The following is a 17312-nucleotide window of genomic DNA, read 5'->3' as shown; positions in this document are numbered from 1 at the left end:
GGTGACGGTCACGGCCAGGGGCCCGCCTGCCGGGTACCACAGGAAGCCCCACCTACAGGAGGTTTCCGATGTCCAAGCGTCCCGCCCTGGCCCTCGCGGCCGGTGCCGCGCTGTTCCTGCTCGCCGCTCCCGCCGTTCCGGCGGCCGCGGCCCCGCACGACACCGTGGCCGTGGACCCGCAGGAGAGCGTGACCGTCGACCCGACCGGCCGCATCGCCGAGGACGGCACCGTCACCCTCACCGGCACCTACCGCTGCGTCGAGAACACGGGCCCGGCCTTCGTCAGCGCGTCCGTGAGCCACAGCTCGACGAGCTCCTCCATCAGCCCGAGCTCCGTGACCGTGGTCCAGGGCGTCGGCGGCACCATCGCCGTGTGCGACGGCGCCAAGCACCGCTGGGAGAACACGAGCACGCCGTCGCCGGCCATCGCCCCGGGCAGGGTCAGCGTGGAGGCCACGGTCACGGAACTCCGCTTCCACGGCATCCTGCCCCTGCCCCGCTTCCACGCCGTACAGCGGCACGAGGTCACCCTCAAGAAGGACTGACCGCCGCTCGGTCGCGCCGCCGCACCGGGTGGTCGGCGGCGCGCACCGCGCTCACCCCGGCCCTCCGTGAACAGGTCGCACCCCTCGCCGACACTCTACTGAGAGCTCGCGCAGCGACAAGATATTGTGTAGAAGGACCGGTGGTCACGGACCCGGTGGTCGCGGACCGGCAGCGAGGGAAGTGACGGGGCATGGCGAAGGACACGTCCGCACGGCCGGTGGTCAGCAGGCGTCGGGAGGTCGGCGACACCAGCGCCCGGTCGCTGCTGATGACCGTCCTCGGCGAGTACGTCCTGCCCAGCGGCCGGCCGGTGTGGACGTCGGCGCTGGTCGAGGCCCTCGCGCTGTTCGGCGTCGAGGAGAAGTCGGCCCGTCAGTCGCTCGCCCGGACCGCCGCGGAGGGCTGGCTGGCCTCGGAGCGGGTGGGCCGCCGGGTGCGCTGGTCCCTCACCCCGCCGGGGCGGCGGCTGCTGACCGAGGGCGCGCAGCGCATCTACGACTTCGGCAGCGGGGAGCGCGTCTGGGACGGCACCTGGCTGGTGGTCCTCGTCTCGGTGCCGGAGCCCAAGCGGGACCTGCGGCACCGCGTCCGCACCCGGCTCAGCTGGGCCGGCTTCGGCTCCCCGGAACCCGGCGTGTGGATCACGCCCCGCGCCGACCGGGAGGGGGAGGCGCTCGGCGTCCTCAAGGAACTCGGACTGGCCGACGGCGCGATGTCCTTCACCGCGACCTACGGCGCCGTGGGCAGCGAGGCGGCCATGGTCGCCCGTGCCTGGGACCTGAGCGAGGTGGAGGACCGGTACGAGGCGTTCGTCGACGAGTTCACGGGGCTGCGTCCGGCCGACGGTGACGCCGTCCTGCACGACCTGACCAGGCTGGTGCACGAGTGGCGCCGCTTCCCCTTCCTCGACCCGCGGCTCCCCCCGAAGCTGCTGCCCGCGGGCTGGAGCGGCGCCAGGGCGACGGAACTCTTCCACGGCAGGCACGCCGAGTGGAGCACGGCGGCCCAGCGGCGATGGAAGGAACTCGAGGGCTGAGCGCGCCTGTGCCGTTGCCCCGAAAACCTTCAGATCCCCAACCCCGGAAACACCTTCGCCGCGTTGCCCGACAGCACCGCCCGCAAAGTCTCCTCGGGCAGCCCCAACTGCCGTAGCCCAGCTACGTTGTTGGACGTGCCCGGCACCCCCGGCCAGTCCGTTCCGAAGATCCACCGTGCGGCCAGCCTCGGCAGGTCGAACCGGGCGTAGTACTCGGGCAGTCTGCGCGGCGGCAGACCGGCGAGGTCGAGCCAGACGTTCGGCCGGGCCAGGGCGAGGAACGCCGCGGTGTCGTACCACCAGCCGCGCCCGCCGTGCGCGAAGACGAACTGCACGTCCGGGAAGTCCTCCACGGCGTCGAGCAGCAGCTGCGGATCCCCGTACCGGGCGCGGGCGCCGGGGAAGCTGGAGGTGCCGGAGTGCACGATCACCGGGACGCCGCGCTCCGCGCACAGGGCGTAGAGCGGATACAGCTCCTTGTCGGCCGGGTCGAAACCGCCGTGCACGGGGTGCAGTTTGACCGCGACCGCACCCAGGCCCAGCTGGCGTTCGGCCTCGGCCGCGACCGGATGGTGCAGGTGCGGGTTGACGTTCGCCACCAGACGGAAGCGGACCGGGTTGTGCGCGACGATCGGCAGCAGGTCCTCGATGGGCTGGATGCCGGTGGCGCGCGGGCTGTACTCGCAGAACAGCAGCGCGCGGTCCACGCCCTCGGACTCCAGCAGGGCGTCCAGCCGCTCGGGGACGGGATCGCCGCGCTCGTCGTAGGCGTCGCGCCACGGATGGCCGCGGCCGAAGGTCTGCGCCCACTCGAACCAGGCCGGCTTGAGTGTGGACAGCCTCGGGACGTGGACATGCGTGTCGACCACGGTCTCGCCGTCGATCACAGCGCCTCCTCGGACGCGGGGGCCTCGGCCCGGGAGCCGTCGCGCACCATGGTGCGCAGCACGTTGCGGCGGATCTTGCCGGTGGGCGTACGGGGCAGCTCGGGCAGTCCGATGACGGCGCGCGGGCGTTTGAAGGCGGCCAGACCCTCGCGGCACCAGGCGACGAGGGCGTCCGGGTCGACCTCGCGGCCGGCTCTCGGCACCACGCACGCGACCGGCTTGTCCAGGCCGTCCGCGTCGCGTGCGCCGACCACGGCGACCTCGGCCACGTCCGGATGGGCCAGCAGCCGTTCCTCGACCTCGGCGGGCGAGACCCAGATGCCGCCCGCCTTGAGCAGGTCGTTGGTGCGGCCCATGCAGGTGTAGGTGCCGTCGCCGTTGCGGACGTAGGTGTCGCCGGTGCGCACCCAGTCGCCGAGGAAGACCTGACGCGTCGTCTCGGCCCGGCACCAGTAGCCGACGGCGGCCGACTCCCCGCGCACATACAGCTCGCCGGGCACACCCTCGCCCACCACCACGCGGCCTTCCGCGTCCCGCAGTTCCACGGCGTACCCCGGAACAGGTTCGCCGGAGGAGCCCGGACGGACCCGCCCCTGCCGGTTGGAGACGAAGATGTGCAGCATCTCCGTCGACCCGATCCCGTCGAGGACCTCCACGCCGAACCGGTCCCGCATCCCCTGGTAGATCCGCGCCGGCAGCGCTTCCCCGGCCGAGACGCCGACCCGTACGGTCGCGAACGCGTCGTCCGGTACGTCCGGGCTCGCGAGCAGCGCCCCGAGGAAGCCGGGCACGCCGAACAGGACGGTGGCCCGGTCGGTCGCCGCCCGCTCGGCGAACAGCGCGGGCGAGGGCCGGGCGGGCTCCAGCAGGGCCGTTCCGCCCACGGCCAGGGGGAAGAACATCGAGTTGCCGAGGCCGTAGGCGAAGAACAGCTTGGCCACCGACAGACAGCGGTCGTCGGGCCCGATGCCCAGCACCTGCCGCCCGTAGTTCTCCGCCACGAGAGCGATGTCGGCGTGCCGGTGCATGGCCGCCTTGGGGGTGCCCGTGGTGCCCGAGGTGTACAGCCACAGCGCGGGGGAGTCCGGCCAGGTGGGATACGGCGCCTCGTCCGTGCCCGCGTCCAGCGGCTGCCGCCGGTCCTCCTCGGTCAGGAGGACGTGCTCGACCTCCGGGGCCTCCCGCACGGCCGCCCGCACCACGGGCGCGAACTCCGCCGATCCCAGCACCACTCGGCTACGGCAGTCCGCCACCAGCCTGCCCAGTTCCGGTCCGGTGAGCATGGTCGAGGCGGGCACCGCCACCGCGCCGATGCGGAAGGCGGCGAGGATGCCGGCGAACAGCCCGACGTCGTCCGCCATGCAGAACAGGACACGCTCCTCGGGCCGTACCCCGAGGGCACGCAGCCCGGCCGCCGCCCGGCGGACCTCGCCGGACAGCTCTTCGTAGGTCAGGCTCCGGGTGGGGGTGACGACGGCCGTGCGGCCGCCGTTGCCCTCTCGCACCTGCCGGTCGACCAGCCAGTCGGCCGCGTTGAACACCTCGGGCATCCGGACCGCCTCACACCAGTCGGACGTACTCGTAGTCGAACGGTTTGCCGTTGATGCCGTTCACCGGCGGCGCCACCCAGCTCGCGATCTTCCCCCGCTCGTACACCGGCTGCATCAACGACCGTACGAACGCCAGGTCATCGGGGGTCGGCAGCCAGTGGTGGCGGCTCGCCTCCCAGGTCTCCTCGTCGACGATCGTGCCGTCGGGGGTGACGTGGTGACCGGCGGCGAGGCCGACATGGCGGTTGAAGCCGGGGTGCGGGAGCTTCAGCCGGAAGCCGATGCCGTGCTCGTCCAGGATGCGGTTCCAGCGCTTGACGCCGGTCCGGCAGTCGGCGATGTACTCGTCGCGCAGGTCCAGGTTGAGGGCGAGCAGCGCGGGCACCTCGTCGACCGACCAGGTGCCGTCGCCGTCCGGCTTGTCCAACAGGACGCCGTCCTCGGTGAGTTGGTGGTCGTCTGTCCGCCGCTCCTCCTGCCAGCGGCCCTTGAGCCCGGCGGTGTAGTAGTTCGCCGCGTTGGTGGAGGTCTCGCTGCCGAAGAGGTCCAGGGAGACCGTGTAGTGGAAGTTGATGTACTTCTGGATGATGTCGAGCGGGATGCCGCCGCACGCGGCGATGTCCGACGTGTCGTGTTCCCGGACCAGTTGAGCACTCCGCATCACCACCCGGTCGACACCCGTCGTGCCGACCATCATGTGGTGCGCCTCCTCCTTCAGCATGAAGGTGCAGGTCCGCGACAGCGGATCGAAGGCGCTCTCCCTGAGCGACCCGAGCTGGTACTTGCCGTCCCGGTCGGTGAAGTACGTGAACATGTAGAAGGCGAGCCAGTCGGCGGTCTCCTCGTTGAACGCGCCGAGGATGCGCGGCGCGTCGGGGCTGCCGGAGTTGCGGTGCAGCAACGCCTCGGCCTCCTCGCGGCCCTCCCGGCCGAAGTAGGCGTGCAGCAGGTAGACCATCGCCCACAGGTGCCGCCCTTCCTCCACGTTGACCTGGAAGAGGTTGCGCAGGTCGTACAGGCTGGGCGCGGAGCGCCCGAGCAGACGCTGCTGCTCGACGGAGGCCGGCTCCGTGTCGCCCTGGACGACGATCAGCCGCTGCAGTTCGGCGCGGTACTCGCCGGGCACCTGCTGCCAGACGGGCTCGCCCCGGTGCTCGCCGAAGGCGACGCGTCGGTCGGGAGCCGGCTCGGCCAGGAAGATGCCCCACCGGTAGTCCGGCACGTTGACATGGCCGAAGTGCGCCCAGCCGTCGCGGCCGACCGACACGGCGGTGCGCAGATAGACGCCGTGGTTCTCCAGCGCCGGGCCCATCTCGCCCCACCAGCCGAGGAACTTGGGCTGCCAGCCCTCCAGCGCGCGCTGCAGCCGGCGGTCGTCGGCGAGGCCGACGTTGTTGGGGATCTTGGCGTCGTAGTCGATGTCCGTGGCCATCGGATCACACTCGCTTCCGGTCGTAGACCGCCCGCTGCCCGGTGCCGTAGCGGCGCAACGCGCCTTCCGGACCTGATGCGCCCGGCCGTACGAAGATCCAGTTCTGCCAGGCGCTGAGCCGGCCGAAGATCTTGGTCTCCATGGTCTCCGGGCCGACGAACCGGTGGTTGGCCTCCATCCCGGTCAGCGCGTCCGGGCTGAGCGCCGCCCGGTTCTCCAGGACGAGACGGACCTCGTCCTCCCAGTCGATGTCGTCGGGCGCGTCGGTGACGAGGCCGAGCTCGCGGGCCCGGGCGGCGCTCAGGGGCTGCCCCGCCTCCCGGCGCAGCCAGTCGAGGTGGCCGTCGTCCCCGTAGAACCGGGACTGGAGACGGGACAGGCCGTTGCCCATCGGGAAGGTGCCGAAGTTCGCCTCGGAGAGCGCGAGTTGGGCGCGGGCGTCGCTGTCGGGATCCTCGACCGGCGGCCCGTCCAGCATGTACTGCAGATCGCAGGCCAGGGCCAGCTCCGTCAGCAGCCCCGCGAAGCAGCTGCCCGGCTCGACGAGCGCGACGAGACTGCGGCTGGTGACGTCGAGGCGTTTCAGAGTGCGCTTGTAGTAGTGCAGGATCTCGTTGCCGAGCCAGTCCCCGTCCGCCGCCGCACCCGACACCGACCGCTCATGGGCGAGTACGAGCCCGGGGTCGCCCTCCGTCCGCAACACCCAGGTGCCGAGCTCGACTTCGTTGGCCCGCAGGCGCAGGATCAGGTCGTCGAGTTCCCGGGTGAGAGCCAGCAACCAGCCGTCGGCGCCCTGCTCGTGGAGCGCCGCGGCGTCGGCGGGCGCGTCCCCGGAAGGTCCGCGTACGGTGATGCGGACGAGGCCGAGCGGACGGTCGAACTCGGCGCGCACATGCCGGTAGACGATGGCGTCCTCGCTCAACTCCCGCTTCAGTGGAGCGAGTTGTATACCGCGCACGTCGTCCGGGCGCGGGCTGCGTGCCGCCGCCTCGACGGCTCGCTGCGCGACGACCGTACGGAAGTCCCGGCGCGGCACGACCTCGTCCACCAGCCGCCAGTCCACCGCCGTCTTGCCCCGGACGCCGTCGCTGCGGGTGGCGAAGACGTCGGCCAGGTCCTTGCGCACGCGGCGCTTGTCGGTCAGCCGGGTCAGCCCGCCCGTGCCGGGCAGCACGCCGAGGAGCGGCACCTCGGGCAGTGCGACCGACGAGGAGTTGTCGTCGATCAGCAGGATCCGGTCGCAGGCGAGCGCGAGTTCGTAACCGCCGCCCGCACAGGAGCCGTTGACGGCGGCGATGAAGGTGAGCCCCGAGTGCGCGGAGGCGTCCTCGATGCCGTTGCGGGTCTCGTTGGTGAACTTGCAGAAGTTCACCTTCCACGCGTGCGGGGAGGCCGCGAGCATCCGGATGTTCGCCCCGGCGCAGAAGACCTTCTCCTTGGCGCTGGTCACCACCACCGAGCGCACCTCGGGGTGCTCGAAGCGCAGCCGCTGCAGCGCGTCGTACAGCTCGATGTCGACGCCCAGGTCGTAGGAGTTGAGCTTCAGCTCGTACCCCGGAACCAGACCACCCTGCTCGTCGACGTCCAGCTCCAGCCAGGCGACCGGCCCGTCGGTCCGCAGCTTCCAGTGCCGGTATGTGTCCGGATCTCGGTCGAAGGACACCACCACCATGCTGAGCGCCTCCTCGCGCCGCAGGGGTACCGATACGGGAATCCTCTACAGAAGAGCGGCAGGGCGTCAAGGTTCTGTAGAACAAAACCCTCCGCAACGAGCTGTGGCGCCGGGCCCACCAAAGGGTGCCCGGCGCCACGGAGGCGTGCGCGTGCGACTCGGATGTCCCCAGCCCGGCCACGCCCCGGACCTGCCGGGCGGGTCACTCGGGGTGGACGCCGGCGTTCTCCATGACCCGCTTGGCGCCGCTGGGCCAGTTGCCGTCGCTGACGACGACGGTGCCGGTCACGGTGTTGCCGCGCTGCCCGTCGGTCAGGCTGATGGAGGGGTTGCTCGTCCAGTTGTCCGTCACCGTGAGCGCGCCTGTGTTGTTGGTGGAGTTGGAGTTCTCGTGGTCCCAGTCGCCGGTGTCGCGGAAGACGTTGTTGATGTCGGTGTAGTCGCGTGATCCTTCGTCGTGATAGATGCCGTAGTGGCCGCTGTTGTCGGCGCAGTAGTTCCGGTCGATGCGGGTGCCCTGCCCGTCCGAGAGCGTGTAGATGCAGGCGCCGTCGTCCATCGTCCGCATCACGTCGTGCAGGTAGTTGCCGGTGACCTTGAGGTTCTTCAGGGTGGTGGGGGTGCTGTAGACGGGCTGGAAGTCGTACAGCCCGCGGTTGACGTAGTCCTGGCTGCCGCCTGGGTCGTTGGTGCCCCAGCCGTAGCCGATCGCGATGCCGGTGTAGGGCATGTCGTAGATCTCGTTGTGGGAGACCGTCGAGTCGGTGGCGTAGGTGACCAGCACGGCCGTCATGTCGCGGTAGTCCAGCGCGAGGTCATGCATCACGTTGTTGCTGATGGTGATGTTCCGGTTGGTCATCCGGGGGTCACTGGGGTGATGGGCGTCGGCCTGGAGACCGCCGACCACGACACCGCCGCCCGCGCCCTGGGTGAAGACGTTGCCGGTCACGCTGACGGTGTCGGCGCCGAGGCCGACGCCCGTGGCGTGCGCGTTGGCGTCGTTGCCGATGCCGAGGGCCACCTGGCCCAGCTGGGTGAACCGGTTGCCGGTGAAGCTGATGTGGGAGGCGGCCGACACCTGGACGGCGGCCGGCATCTGGTGCCAGTGGGGACGGGTCGCCTCGAAGAGCTTGCAGCCGTACTGGCAGGAGCCGAGCGCGTCCGAAGGGCGCTGCCAGTCGCCGTAGACGAACGCGCCGGTCTGCTGGTTGGCGTACCCCTGGCCGGTGGACGGCTGCAGCCAGCTGGTGTGCGAGAACTGCAGGCCGGAGAAGGTGATGTGGGTCGCCGGGGCCTGGTAGGTGCCGCCGACGGACAGGAGCGACTCGAGCCTCGGCATCTCCACGTCGACGGTGGACATGTTCTGGCCGGGGAGGGGCTTGTAGAACAGGGTCCCGGTGCGGGTGTTCAGGTACCACTCGCCCGCTGTGTCCAGGAACTCGTACGCGTTCTCGATGTACAGCGGCCCCTGCCTGAAGGGGTTGCCGATGGTGTCGTACCCGAAGGTGTTGTTGTTCCAGGCCGGCTGCTTCATGGTGATGACGCCGTCGCTGATGTCCGCCACCGGGGAGTAGCGGTTGGTGAAGGAGCCGAGGGCGTCGATCTCGGTACGGCCGGGATCGGCCAGGCTGTTGAGGTACTTCAGCGCGTCGCTGGTGAACGTGTAGCCGTTGGCGTCGGAGGTCAGGTCGGCGCGGTTCAGCTGGGTGCGGGCGCGGGTGGCCTGTACGCCGTCGACGTAGAGCTGACGGATGTCGAAACCGGTGCCGACCTTGGCCTTCCAGATGTTCTTCGCAGGGTCGTGCCGGGTCCAGCCGGTGGCCTTCTGTGCCCCCGAGATGACGGGGCGGGCGCCGGGCGCGGCCTGCCACCTGACCGTGTGTCCGTTGCTGCCGGAGTCGGCCCGGGTGAAGGTCAGCGGCGCGGAGAGCCGGTAGGTACCGCCTGCGAGTTGGACGACGATATCGGCCCTCATGTTCGAGTTGAGGGTCCGCACTTTCGCCTTGGCCTGCTCGATCGAACAAGGGTGGGCCGCTGAGCAGCCGGTGCCGTGGCCGTGTGGCGAGACGTGGAGGATCGCCGTCTGCGCCGCGAAGGCGGGCGTCGCCTGGCCCAGCGCCGTCGCGGTCACCGTGGCGAGGGCAGCGATCGCTGTCAGGCAGGCTCTGCTCGCCCGGCCCTGGGGCGAGGGAAATGAACGTGTGAACCGCACGTGGCACCTTCCAGTGGCCGAAACGAAACGGCGGTTACATTAGTCGTCATACGAATTGCGGCAATAGGTACTGTGCAGTAACTTGCCCGGTCCGCCGGTTACGAGGTCGGCCGACGGCCGGCCGGTGAGCGGCGGCGCTGCCAGGCGTCCTCGATGTGTGACGTCATGGCCTGCGCGGCCCCCTCGGAATCCCGGGCGAGAAGGTGCTGCATCAACTGCCGGTGCTCTGTGTTGGCCAGCTCACAGGCGCGGGTGTCGGGTGCGCCGCTGTACAGGGTGGTGGTCCGGGCCTGGGTGTGGACGCTGCGGACGATGGAGCTCGCGAGCCGGTTGCGGGACGCCTCCATGATCCGACCGTGGAAGACGAGATCCGTCTCGATGAAGCGGTGCGGGGTCGCGGTCTCCCCGTCCAGCCGCACGAGCAGCTCCTCGATGGCGCGGAGATCGTCCTCCGTCGCCAGGATCGCCGCCTGGGCGGCCATCTGGGACTCCAATGCCGATCTCACGCCGACGAGTTGGTCGAGAACCACGAGTTGGTCGTCGTGCTGGAAGGTGGCGGCCAGTACGACGGGGTCCAGAAGGTTCCAGTTCTCCTGCGGTGTGACTGTGGTTCCGGAGCCCTGTCTTGCGCGGACCAGCCCTTTGGCCTCCAGGGCCTTGACCGCCTCGCGGACGGTGGTGCGGCTGACCCCGAAGGTTTCGCACAGGTCGGGCTCGATGGGCAGCGCCGAGCCGGGAGGGAAGTGGCCCGCCACGATCCGGTCGGCGAGTGCCTCCACGACGGCGTGTGCCAGCCGGGCCGGGCGCCTGGTCCAGGGCTGCAACACGGGTGGACCGCCTCCGCTGTCCGTGCCTGTGTCCGTGCCCGTGTCCGTCATGGCGACCGCCCCTCCGCTCCGATGCGTGCCCGCATTCTAGCTGCATATCCCTTGACGACATTCGTATGACGAATTATGTTTCCAACGCATTTTCGGCTTCTCTGTGAGGTGGGACACCGTTGCGCATCACCGATGTCGCGAGCTATCCGATCCGGGTACCCGCCGCCGACCCGCCGTTCGTCTGGCGGCACGGGCTGAGGGGCAGCCCACCGGCGGGCGAGGCCGCCGTGCTGCACATCCGCACCGACCAGGGGGTCGACGGTGTGGCGATGAGCCCGCGGCGCGGCTCCGCCGTCATGCTGGCGGACCTGCTGGACCGGGTGCTGCGCGAGGAGTTGGTGGGTCAGGACCCGCTGAGGCGCGAATGGCTCTGGCACCGGCTGTGGGAGCTGGACCGTATCGAGGAGCTGCCGCTGTACCTCCTCGGTCTCGTCGACACGGCACTGTGGGATCTGGCGGGGCGCCTCGCGGGCCGGCCCACCTGGGAGGTGCTGGGCGGCTACCGCACCTCCATCCCCGCGTACGCCTCCACCGTCACCTACTCCTCCGTCGCCGAGTATCTGGACATCGCCGACCAGGCGTTGGAGCTCGGCTACCCGGCCATCAAGCTGCACGCCTGGGGCGATGCGCGACGCGACGCCAAGCTGTCCGTGGCGCTGCGCGAGCATGTCGGCGACGACATCCCGCTGATGTTCGACGGCTCCGCGGGCTTCGATCTGCCCGACGCCATCCATGTCGGCAACGCGCTGTCCGATGCCGGATACCTCTGGTACGAGGAACCGATGCGCGAGTTCAGCGTCACCGCGTACCAGCGCCTGGCGAACGCGGTGAGGGTGCCCCTGCTCGTCGCCGAGACCTCCGACGGGGCGCACATGAACTCCGCCGACTTCATCCAGGCCGGCGCCGCCACCTTCGGGGTCCGCGCCTCCACCCAACTGCGGGGCGGCTTCACCGGCGCCATGCGCACCGCCCACCTGGCCGACGCCTTCCGGCTGCGCGCCGAGGTGCACGGACCCGAGATCCCCAACCGGCACCTGTGCATGGCCATCTCCAACACGACGTACTACGAGTCCCTGGTGATGGGAAACCCCATCAGCCGGGAGAGCGGCATCGACGCCGACGGCATCGTCCACGCGCCCACCGGCCCCGGCGTCGCGCTGCCCGCCGGACTCGACTACCCGGCCGTGCTCCGGCCGTACGTCGACGCGGAGACGGTCACCCCGCCCAAGGCATGACCACCCGGCGTCCCCGCCCACGAACCTCATCACGCACGATCGCCCGGCAATCCAGCGCAAACGAGGTCAGCCATGAACAACGGTGTTCGGTACTCCTCCCGTCCGCACTCGTCCCGCCCGCACTCCTCTCGTCCACGTGTCACAGGCGCCGTCGCGGCTCTCGGCGTCATGTGCCTGCTCTCGCTGGCCGGTTGCGCCAGCGCGGATCCCACCCCCTCGGCCGACGGGGCCGCCGCGAAGTTCTCGCCCATGCCCCAGAAAGCGGGCAGTGAGATCACGGTCTGGGCGGACGCCACCCGCGTACCGGGCGTGAAGGCCTATCAGAAGGCGCACCCGGACGTGAAGTTGAAGATCGTCACGTACAGCGGCGACGCCAACGGGGCCAACGACCTGCAGACCAAGGTGCAGCTCTTCGACCGGACCGGCAGCGGCTGGCCCGACGTCGCCTTCACCGCGAACGTCAACGACGGCACCTGGGCCTCCCAGGGCAAGACGCCCTACGCCGCCCCCGTCAGCCAGGACATCATCCCGAAGACCACTCTCAGTGGCTTCGCCGACGGCGCCCTGGACCCATGCGTCTTCAACGGCAAGACCTACTGCGTTCGCAACGACCTGGCCCAGAACGTCCTTTGGTACAACAAGAAGCTGATGGACTCCTTCGGATACACCGTCCCGACGACCTGGGAGGAGTACCAGGCTCTCGGGGAGAAGGTCGCCAAGGAGCATCCGGGCTATCTGGTCGGCACCGCCGGTGACTCCTATGCCCCGGAGGTGTACTTCTGGGCGAGCCAGTGTCCCGCGAGCACCGTGACCAGCGGCAAGAAGGTCACCGTCAACCTCGAAGACCCCAAGTGCACCCGGATGGCCAAGCTGCTCGACGGTCTGATCGCCAAGGGGTCGGTCTCCAAGGACACCGTCTTCAGCGCCGGCTTCGTCAAGAACAAGGCCGCCAAGGTGCTCATGCTGCCGGGCCCGTCCTGGTACGGCCAGGTGCTGTTCAACTCGACCTTCAAGACCCCCAAGGGCCGGATCGCGGCGGCCGCCCCCCTGAAGTTCGCCGGCGACACCACGAACTACACCGGCAACGTCGGCGGTGGCCTGTGGTTCGTCTCCTCCCACAGCAAGAACCTCAAGGCGGCCTCCGACCTGGTCACCTGGATGACCACCTCCAACGACTACCAGGCCACCGCCGGCACCTACCCCGCCTACAAGACGGCCGCCACTGCCTGGCTCGCCAACCAGGCCACGACCGGCTACTTCGCCGGTGACATAGGCCCCGTCCTCCAGCAGGCCGCCGAGCGGGTGTGGCCGGGCTGGTCCGCCACCCAGTACAGCCAGGAGGCGATCTACGCATCGACCGTCGTCCCCGCTCTCAACTCGGGGAAGTCGCTCACCGGCACGCTCGGCGACTGGCAGACCGCCATCACCGACAAGGCCAAGTCCCTCGGCTACACCGTCGGGCGGTGAGGTGACCCCATGACCGCCCCCTCCGCCCTCCCCGCCGTACGGCCGAAGCGCGGCGCCGTCCGACCGAAGCGGGGCGACCGCAGCGCCCGCAACCCGCTCGGCCGCGCCGGATACCTCTTCGTCTCCGGCTACGTCGTCCTGCTGCTCGCCTTCGGTGTCCTGCCCACCGGCTACGCCCTCTGGCTGGCCCTGTCCAACTCCCGCGGCCAGTTCGTCGGGCTGGGCAACTTCACCCGTACCTTCGCCGACTACCGGTTCGGCCCGGCCTTCGCCCACATCGGGCTGTACCTGCTGGTCTGGCTGGTCGTGCTGATGGTCCTGGTCGTGCTGCTCGCCCTGATGCTGCACGGCCGGATGCGCCGGAGCTCCTCCGCCCTGCGGTTCCTCTTCTATCTGCCGGGGGCGCTCGCCGGGGTGGCGAGTGTGCTGCTGTGGCTCATCCTGCTCGACCCGGCCTCCAGCCCGGTCGGATGGCTGCTGGACGCCCTCGGCTGGCACACCCTCGCCCAGGTCATCTCCCCCGGTCATCTGCCGGTGCTCTTCACCGTCATCGCCTTCTGGACCGGGGCAGGCGGCTGGATCGTGATCATGTACGGGGCGCTCAACAACATCCCCGACGAGATCCTGGAGGCGGCCCGGATCGACGGCGCGAGCACCCTTCAGATCGCGTTGCGCATCCAGATCCCGATGCTCACCAAGTGGATCGCGTACATGCTGATCCTCGCCTTCGCGGCGGGCACCCAGCTCTTCGTCGAACCCCAACTGGTCTCCACCGCGAGCTGGGGCATGATCCCCGACAGCTGGTCACCCAACCAGCTGTCCTACCAGTACGCCTTCCAGGCGGGCGACTTCAACGGCGCCGCGGCGCTCTCCGTCGACCTGCTCCTCCTCGGGCTCGGCTGCGCGGCACTCGTCGTCTTCCGTGCCGGGCTGTTCGACCGGGACTGAAAGGCCGTCATGACGCTCACCCCCTCCGCCGACCGGGCCCGGCGCACGGCCGCCGAGCCCCGCACAGGACCTCGCCGTCCCACGACATCGCGGCGGATCCGCCCGATGGGCCTGGCCGACCGCGCCGCATGGATCATCGTCCTGGGCTTCTTCCTGCTGTTCTTCGTGCTGCCGGTGATCTGGCTGCTGCTCGCGCCGACCAAGAGTGACGGCCAGATCCTGCGCGGCGCCCCGTTCTCCCTCGGATCCCTGAGCGGGCTCGCCGACACCTGGCACAACCTGTACGGCTTCCAGGACGGGGCCATCCTCGACTGGCTGAAGAACTCCGCCCTCTACACCTTCGGCGCGCTGGCCATCACCCTCGTCACCGGCATCCCCGCCGGATACGGCCTGGCACTCACCCGGTTCATCGGCCGCCGGCTGCTGCTGACCATCACGCTGCTGGTGATGCTGATGCCCTCGGCCGCGCTGGTCCTGCCGTTGTACCTCGAGATCAACGCGGTCCATCTGGACGGCACGATCTGGTCGGTCATCCTGCCCTTCTCGTTCTTCCCGTTCGGGGTCTACCTCACCTACATCTACTTCTCCTCCAACATCCCTGCCGACCTGCTGGCCGCCGCGCGGATCGACGGCTGCTCGGAGTGGCAGGTCTTCCGGCTCATCGCCCTGCCGCTGGCCAAACCGGTCGTCGCACTGGTCGGCTTCTTCAACTTCGTCGGCAACTGGAACAACTTCTTCCTGCCGTTCGTCATGCTGCCGAACAGTTCGCAGTACCCGGCCCAGGTGGGGCTGAACAACCTGCTCACCTCGTCATCGGCCTTCAACACCTCCGCCGGCCTCGGAAACCAGATCATGCGTCCGGAACTCGCCCTGGCCGCCCTCGTCACCGTCCTGCCCGTGCTCCTGGTGTTCCTCTTCTCCCAGCGAGCCCTGGTGTCCGGCATGCTGGCCGGCGCCACCAAGGAGTGAAGTACCTCGATGTTCGTGACCAGTTACCGCGTCGAAGCCGACGCAGTCGTCGTCCTCACGGACACCGGGCGGATGAAGATCCAGGTCCTGGGCCCCGAGATCATGCGGGTGGTACAGACGCGGCGGGACCGCTTCGGCACCGCCGAGAGCCTCATGGTCCTCCCGGCACCCGCCACCGCTCCGCACGTGGCCGAAGTCGACGGCGGACTCCTCGTCTCGACGCCCGCACTGCGGCTCAGGATCGACGCCCTCAGCGGCGCGTTCACCTGGACGGACAGCTCGGACCGGCTGCTGGTGCGCGAACCGCACGACGGAGCGGAGACGAGAACTCTGGAAGAGATCGACGTCCACCGCCCCCTCCGCGCCGCGAACACGCACATGACGAACGTGCAGGGACCCGACGGACCGAAGGCGGTGGCCGACTCCGTACCGCGCGTCGTGGACCGTACGGCGTACTCGACCACGCTGCGCCTGGAACTCGCCGAAGGAGAGGCCATCCACGGCCTGGGCCAGCACGAGGAAGGCATCCTCAACTACCGAGGACACCAGCAGTACTTGTACCAGCAGAACCTGAAGGTGGCCGCCCCGGTCATCGTTTCCACCGCCGGCTACGGAATGCTCTGGGACAGCTGCGCATACGCCTCGTTCGCCGACGGCCCGGACGGAACCCGCTTCTGGACCGAGACCGACGACGAGCTGGACTACTACTTCGTCCTCGGCCCGGAGATCGACGACATCATCGGGCGCATCCGGGCGCTGACCGGTCAGGTGCCGCCCTTGCCCCGATGGGCGCTCGGCTACTTCCAGTCCAAGGAGCACTACGCCTCCCAGGAAGAACTCGTCGAGATCGCCCGCGAACACCGGCGGCGGAACATCCCCCTCGACTGCGTCGTGCAGGACTGGAAGAGCTGGACCGGAGAGCAGTGGGGGCAGAAGGGCTTCGACCCGACCCGCTATCCCGATCCGGGTCAACTCTGCGCGGACCTGCACGAGTTGAACACCCGCTTGATGGTCTCCGTCTGGCCCGATATGCACAACGACGGACCCGACCAGGTCGAGATGCGGGAACAGGGACACCTGCTCGGCAACGACGCCACCTACGACGCCTTCAGCGCGGATGCCAGGAAGCTCTACTGGAAGCAGGCCGACGAGGGGTACTTCCGGTTCGGGGTCGACGCCTGGTGGGCCGACTGCACCGAGCCGTTCGAAGCGGACTGGAACGGCACGGTGAAACCCGACGCCGCCACCCGGGCCCGTATCAACACGGACGAGAGCAAGAAGTATCTGGACGCCGAACACCTCAACGCCTACGCGCTGATGCACACCCGCGGCCTGTACGAGGGCCAGCGCGGAGCCGACCCGCACAGGCGCCCCGTCATCCTGACCCGCTCCGGCAGCCCGGGCCAGCAGCGCTACGGAGCGGTCACCTGGTCGGGAGACGTCACCGCGACCTGGGCCACGCTGCGCGCCCAGATCGCCGACGGGCTCAACTTCTGCATGACCGGCAACCCCCGCTGGTCCTGCGACATCGGCGGGTTCTTCGTCGACCGCAAGGAACAGTGGTTCTGGCGCGGGGACTTCCCCGACGGCTGCGACGACCTCGGATACCGCGAGCTCTACGTCCGCTGGCTCCAATTCGCCGCGTTCCTGCCGATGTTCCGCTCGCACGGCACCGACACCCCGCGTGAACCCTGGCGTTTCGGAGACGTCGGCGACACCACCTACGAGACGATCCTCGCCTTCATCCATCTGCGCTACCGACTGCTGCCGTACCTCTACACACTCCAGGGCTGGGAGGCCCACCGCGGCTATACCGGCATGCGTGCGCTGGCCTTCGACTTCCGCAGCGATCCTGCCGTGTTCGACATCGACGACCAGCTGATGATCGGGCCCGCGCTGATGATCTGCCCCGTGACCGAACCCATGTACTTCGGCCCGGGTTCCACGCCGATCACCGACTCCACACGGACCCGGCGGGTCTACCTTCCCGCCGGGTGCGACTGGTACGACTTCTGGACGGGCGAGCGGCACACCGGGGGCCGGACCATCGATGCCGCGGCCCCGCTCGAGCAGATGCCCGTCTTCGTTCGGGCCGGCTCGGTGCTTCCGCTCGGTCCCGTGGTCTCCTACGCCGACGAGGTGCCCGACGCTCCGCTGGAGGTCCGTGTGTATCCGGGCGCCGACGGCCGGTTCGACCTGTACGACGACGCCGGTGACGGATTCGGCCACGAGCAGGGCGAGTTCACGTTCACGTCGCTGCGCTGGTCCGATGCCGAGGGGCGGTTCCTCGTCGAGGCACCCACCGGCGCAGGCGGTGGGATTCCCGCAGACCGGGACTTCCGTCCCGTCGTGGTGGGCACACGAGCCGGCCTCGGGTTGAGCGAGCTCACCACGGACGGTCCCACTGTTCACTACGGAGGCCGGCCGGTGAGTCACCTGCTCGGGTGAGAGGGACGTCCCTATAAGGCGAGTTGGTGTGC

Annotated in this window: 13 protein-coding genes; 7 read left to right on the top strand and 6 right to left on the bottom strand. The window is 69.6% G+C overall.

Annotated features, from left to right (window positions below; genetic code table 11):
* Positions 1–68 precede the first annotated feature (68 nt).
* Together OG303_RS14330 and OG303_RS14325 are read left to right on the top strand one after the other, a co-directional pair.
* Positions 69–545 (top strand): DUF6299 family protein, encoded by a 477-nt coding sequence (locus tag OG303_RS14330; protein WP_405868512.1) that lies wholly within the window; start codon positions 69–71, stop codon positions 543–545.
* Positions 546–736: 191 nt separating this feature from the next.
* On the top strand, positions 737–1582 hold the full coding sequence (locus OG303_RS14325) for a PaaX family transcriptional regulator C-terminal domain-containing protein (RefSeq protein ID WP_405868510.1): 846 nt from the start codon (positions 737–739) through the stop codon (positions 1580–1582).
* Between the two features lie 29 nt (positions 1583–1611).
* On the opposite strand, the gene OG303_RS14320 is transcribed toward OG303_RS14325, so the two are convergent.
* The 6 genes from OG303_RS14320 to OG303_RS14295 form a co-directional block, all read right to left on the bottom strand.
* Positions 1612–2469 (bottom strand): amidohydrolase family protein, encoded by an 858-nt coding sequence (locus OG303_RS14320; RefSeq protein ID WP_405868508.1) that lies wholly within the window; start codon positions 2467–2469, stop codon positions 1612–1614.
* The gene (locus OG303_RS14315; RefSeq protein WP_405868506.1) at positions 2466–4019 is read right to left on the bottom strand and encodes a benzoate-CoA ligase family protein; all 1554 of its coding nucleotides are present in this window, start codon (positions 4017–4019) and stop codon (positions 2466–2468) included. The genes OG303_RS14320 and OG303_RS14315 overlap by 4 nt, the downstream gene beginning before the upstream one ends.
* A gap of 10 nt (positions 4020–4029) precedes the next feature.
* A complete protein-coding gene (boxB, locus tag OG303_RS14310; protein WP_405868504.1) occupies positions 4030–5451 on the bottom strand; it encodes a benzoyl-CoA 2,3-epoxidase subunit BoxB in 1422 nt (473 codons plus the stop codon).
* Positions 5452–5455: 4 nt separating this feature from the next.
* A complete protein-coding gene (gene boxC / locus OG303_RS14305) occupies positions 5456–7123 on the bottom strand; it encodes a 2,3-epoxybenzoyl-CoA dihydrolase (protein WP_405868502.1) in 1668 nt (555 codons plus the stop codon).
* 202 nt (positions 7124–7325) lie between these two features.
* A complete protein-coding gene (locus tag OG303_RS14300) occupies positions 7326–9254 on the bottom strand; it encodes a right-handed parallel beta-helix repeat-containing protein (RefSeq protein WP_405868500.1) in 1929 nt (642 codons plus the stop codon).
* A gap of 179 nt (positions 9255–9433) precedes the next feature.
* Positions 9434–10213 (bottom strand): FadR/GntR family transcriptional regulator, encoded by a 780-nt coding sequence (locus OG303_RS14295; RefSeq protein WP_405868498.1) that lies wholly within the window; start codon positions 10211–10213, stop codon positions 9434–9436.
* A gap of 119 nt (positions 10214–10332) precedes the next feature.
* Between OG303_RS14295 and OG303_RS14290 the strand changes: the two genes are divergently transcribed.
* The 5 genes from OG303_RS14290 (at position 10333) to OG303_RS14270 (ending at position 17280) form a co-directional block, all read left to right on the top strand.
* Positions 10333–11448, top strand: coding sequence for an enolase C-terminal domain-like protein (locus OG303_RS14290; RefSeq protein WP_405868496.1), 1116 nt, complete (start codon positions 10333–10335; stop codon positions 11446–11448).
* A gap of 72 nt (positions 11449–11520) precedes the next feature.
* Complete coding sequence (locus OG303_RS14285) at positions 11521–12915, top strand: ABC transporter substrate-binding protein (protein ID WP_405868494.1); 1395 nt, start codon at positions 11521–11523, stop codon at positions 12913–12915.
* A gap of 9 nt (positions 12916–12924) precedes the next feature.
* Positions 12925–13863 carry a carbohydrate ABC transporter permease gene (locus tag OG303_RS14280; RefSeq protein ID WP_405868492.1) on the top strand — a complete coding sequence of 313 codons (939 nt, stop codon included), beginning with the start codon at positions 12925–12927 and terminating at the stop codon, positions 13861–13863.
* Between the two features lie 9 nt (positions 13864–13872).
* Positions 13873–14832, top strand: coding sequence for a carbohydrate ABC transporter permease (locus OG303_RS14275; protein ID WP_405868490.1), 960 nt, complete (start codon positions 13873–13875; stop codon positions 14830–14832).
* Between the two features lie 9 nt (positions 14833–14841).
* A complete protein-coding gene (locus tag OG303_RS14270; RefSeq protein ID WP_405868488.1) occupies positions 14842–17280 on the top strand; it encodes a TIM-barrel domain-containing protein in 2439 nt (812 codons plus the stop codon).
* The last annotated feature ends 32 nt before the right edge of the window (positions 17281–17312 follow it).

Source organism: Streptomyces sp. NBC_00005 (assembly GCF_045160215.1).
GTDB lineage: Bacteria > Actinomycetota > Actinomycetes > Streptomycetales > Streptomycetaceae > Streptomyces.
Note: the sequence above shows the minus strand (reverse complement) of the source record. Positions and strands in the feature narration are given on the sequence as shown.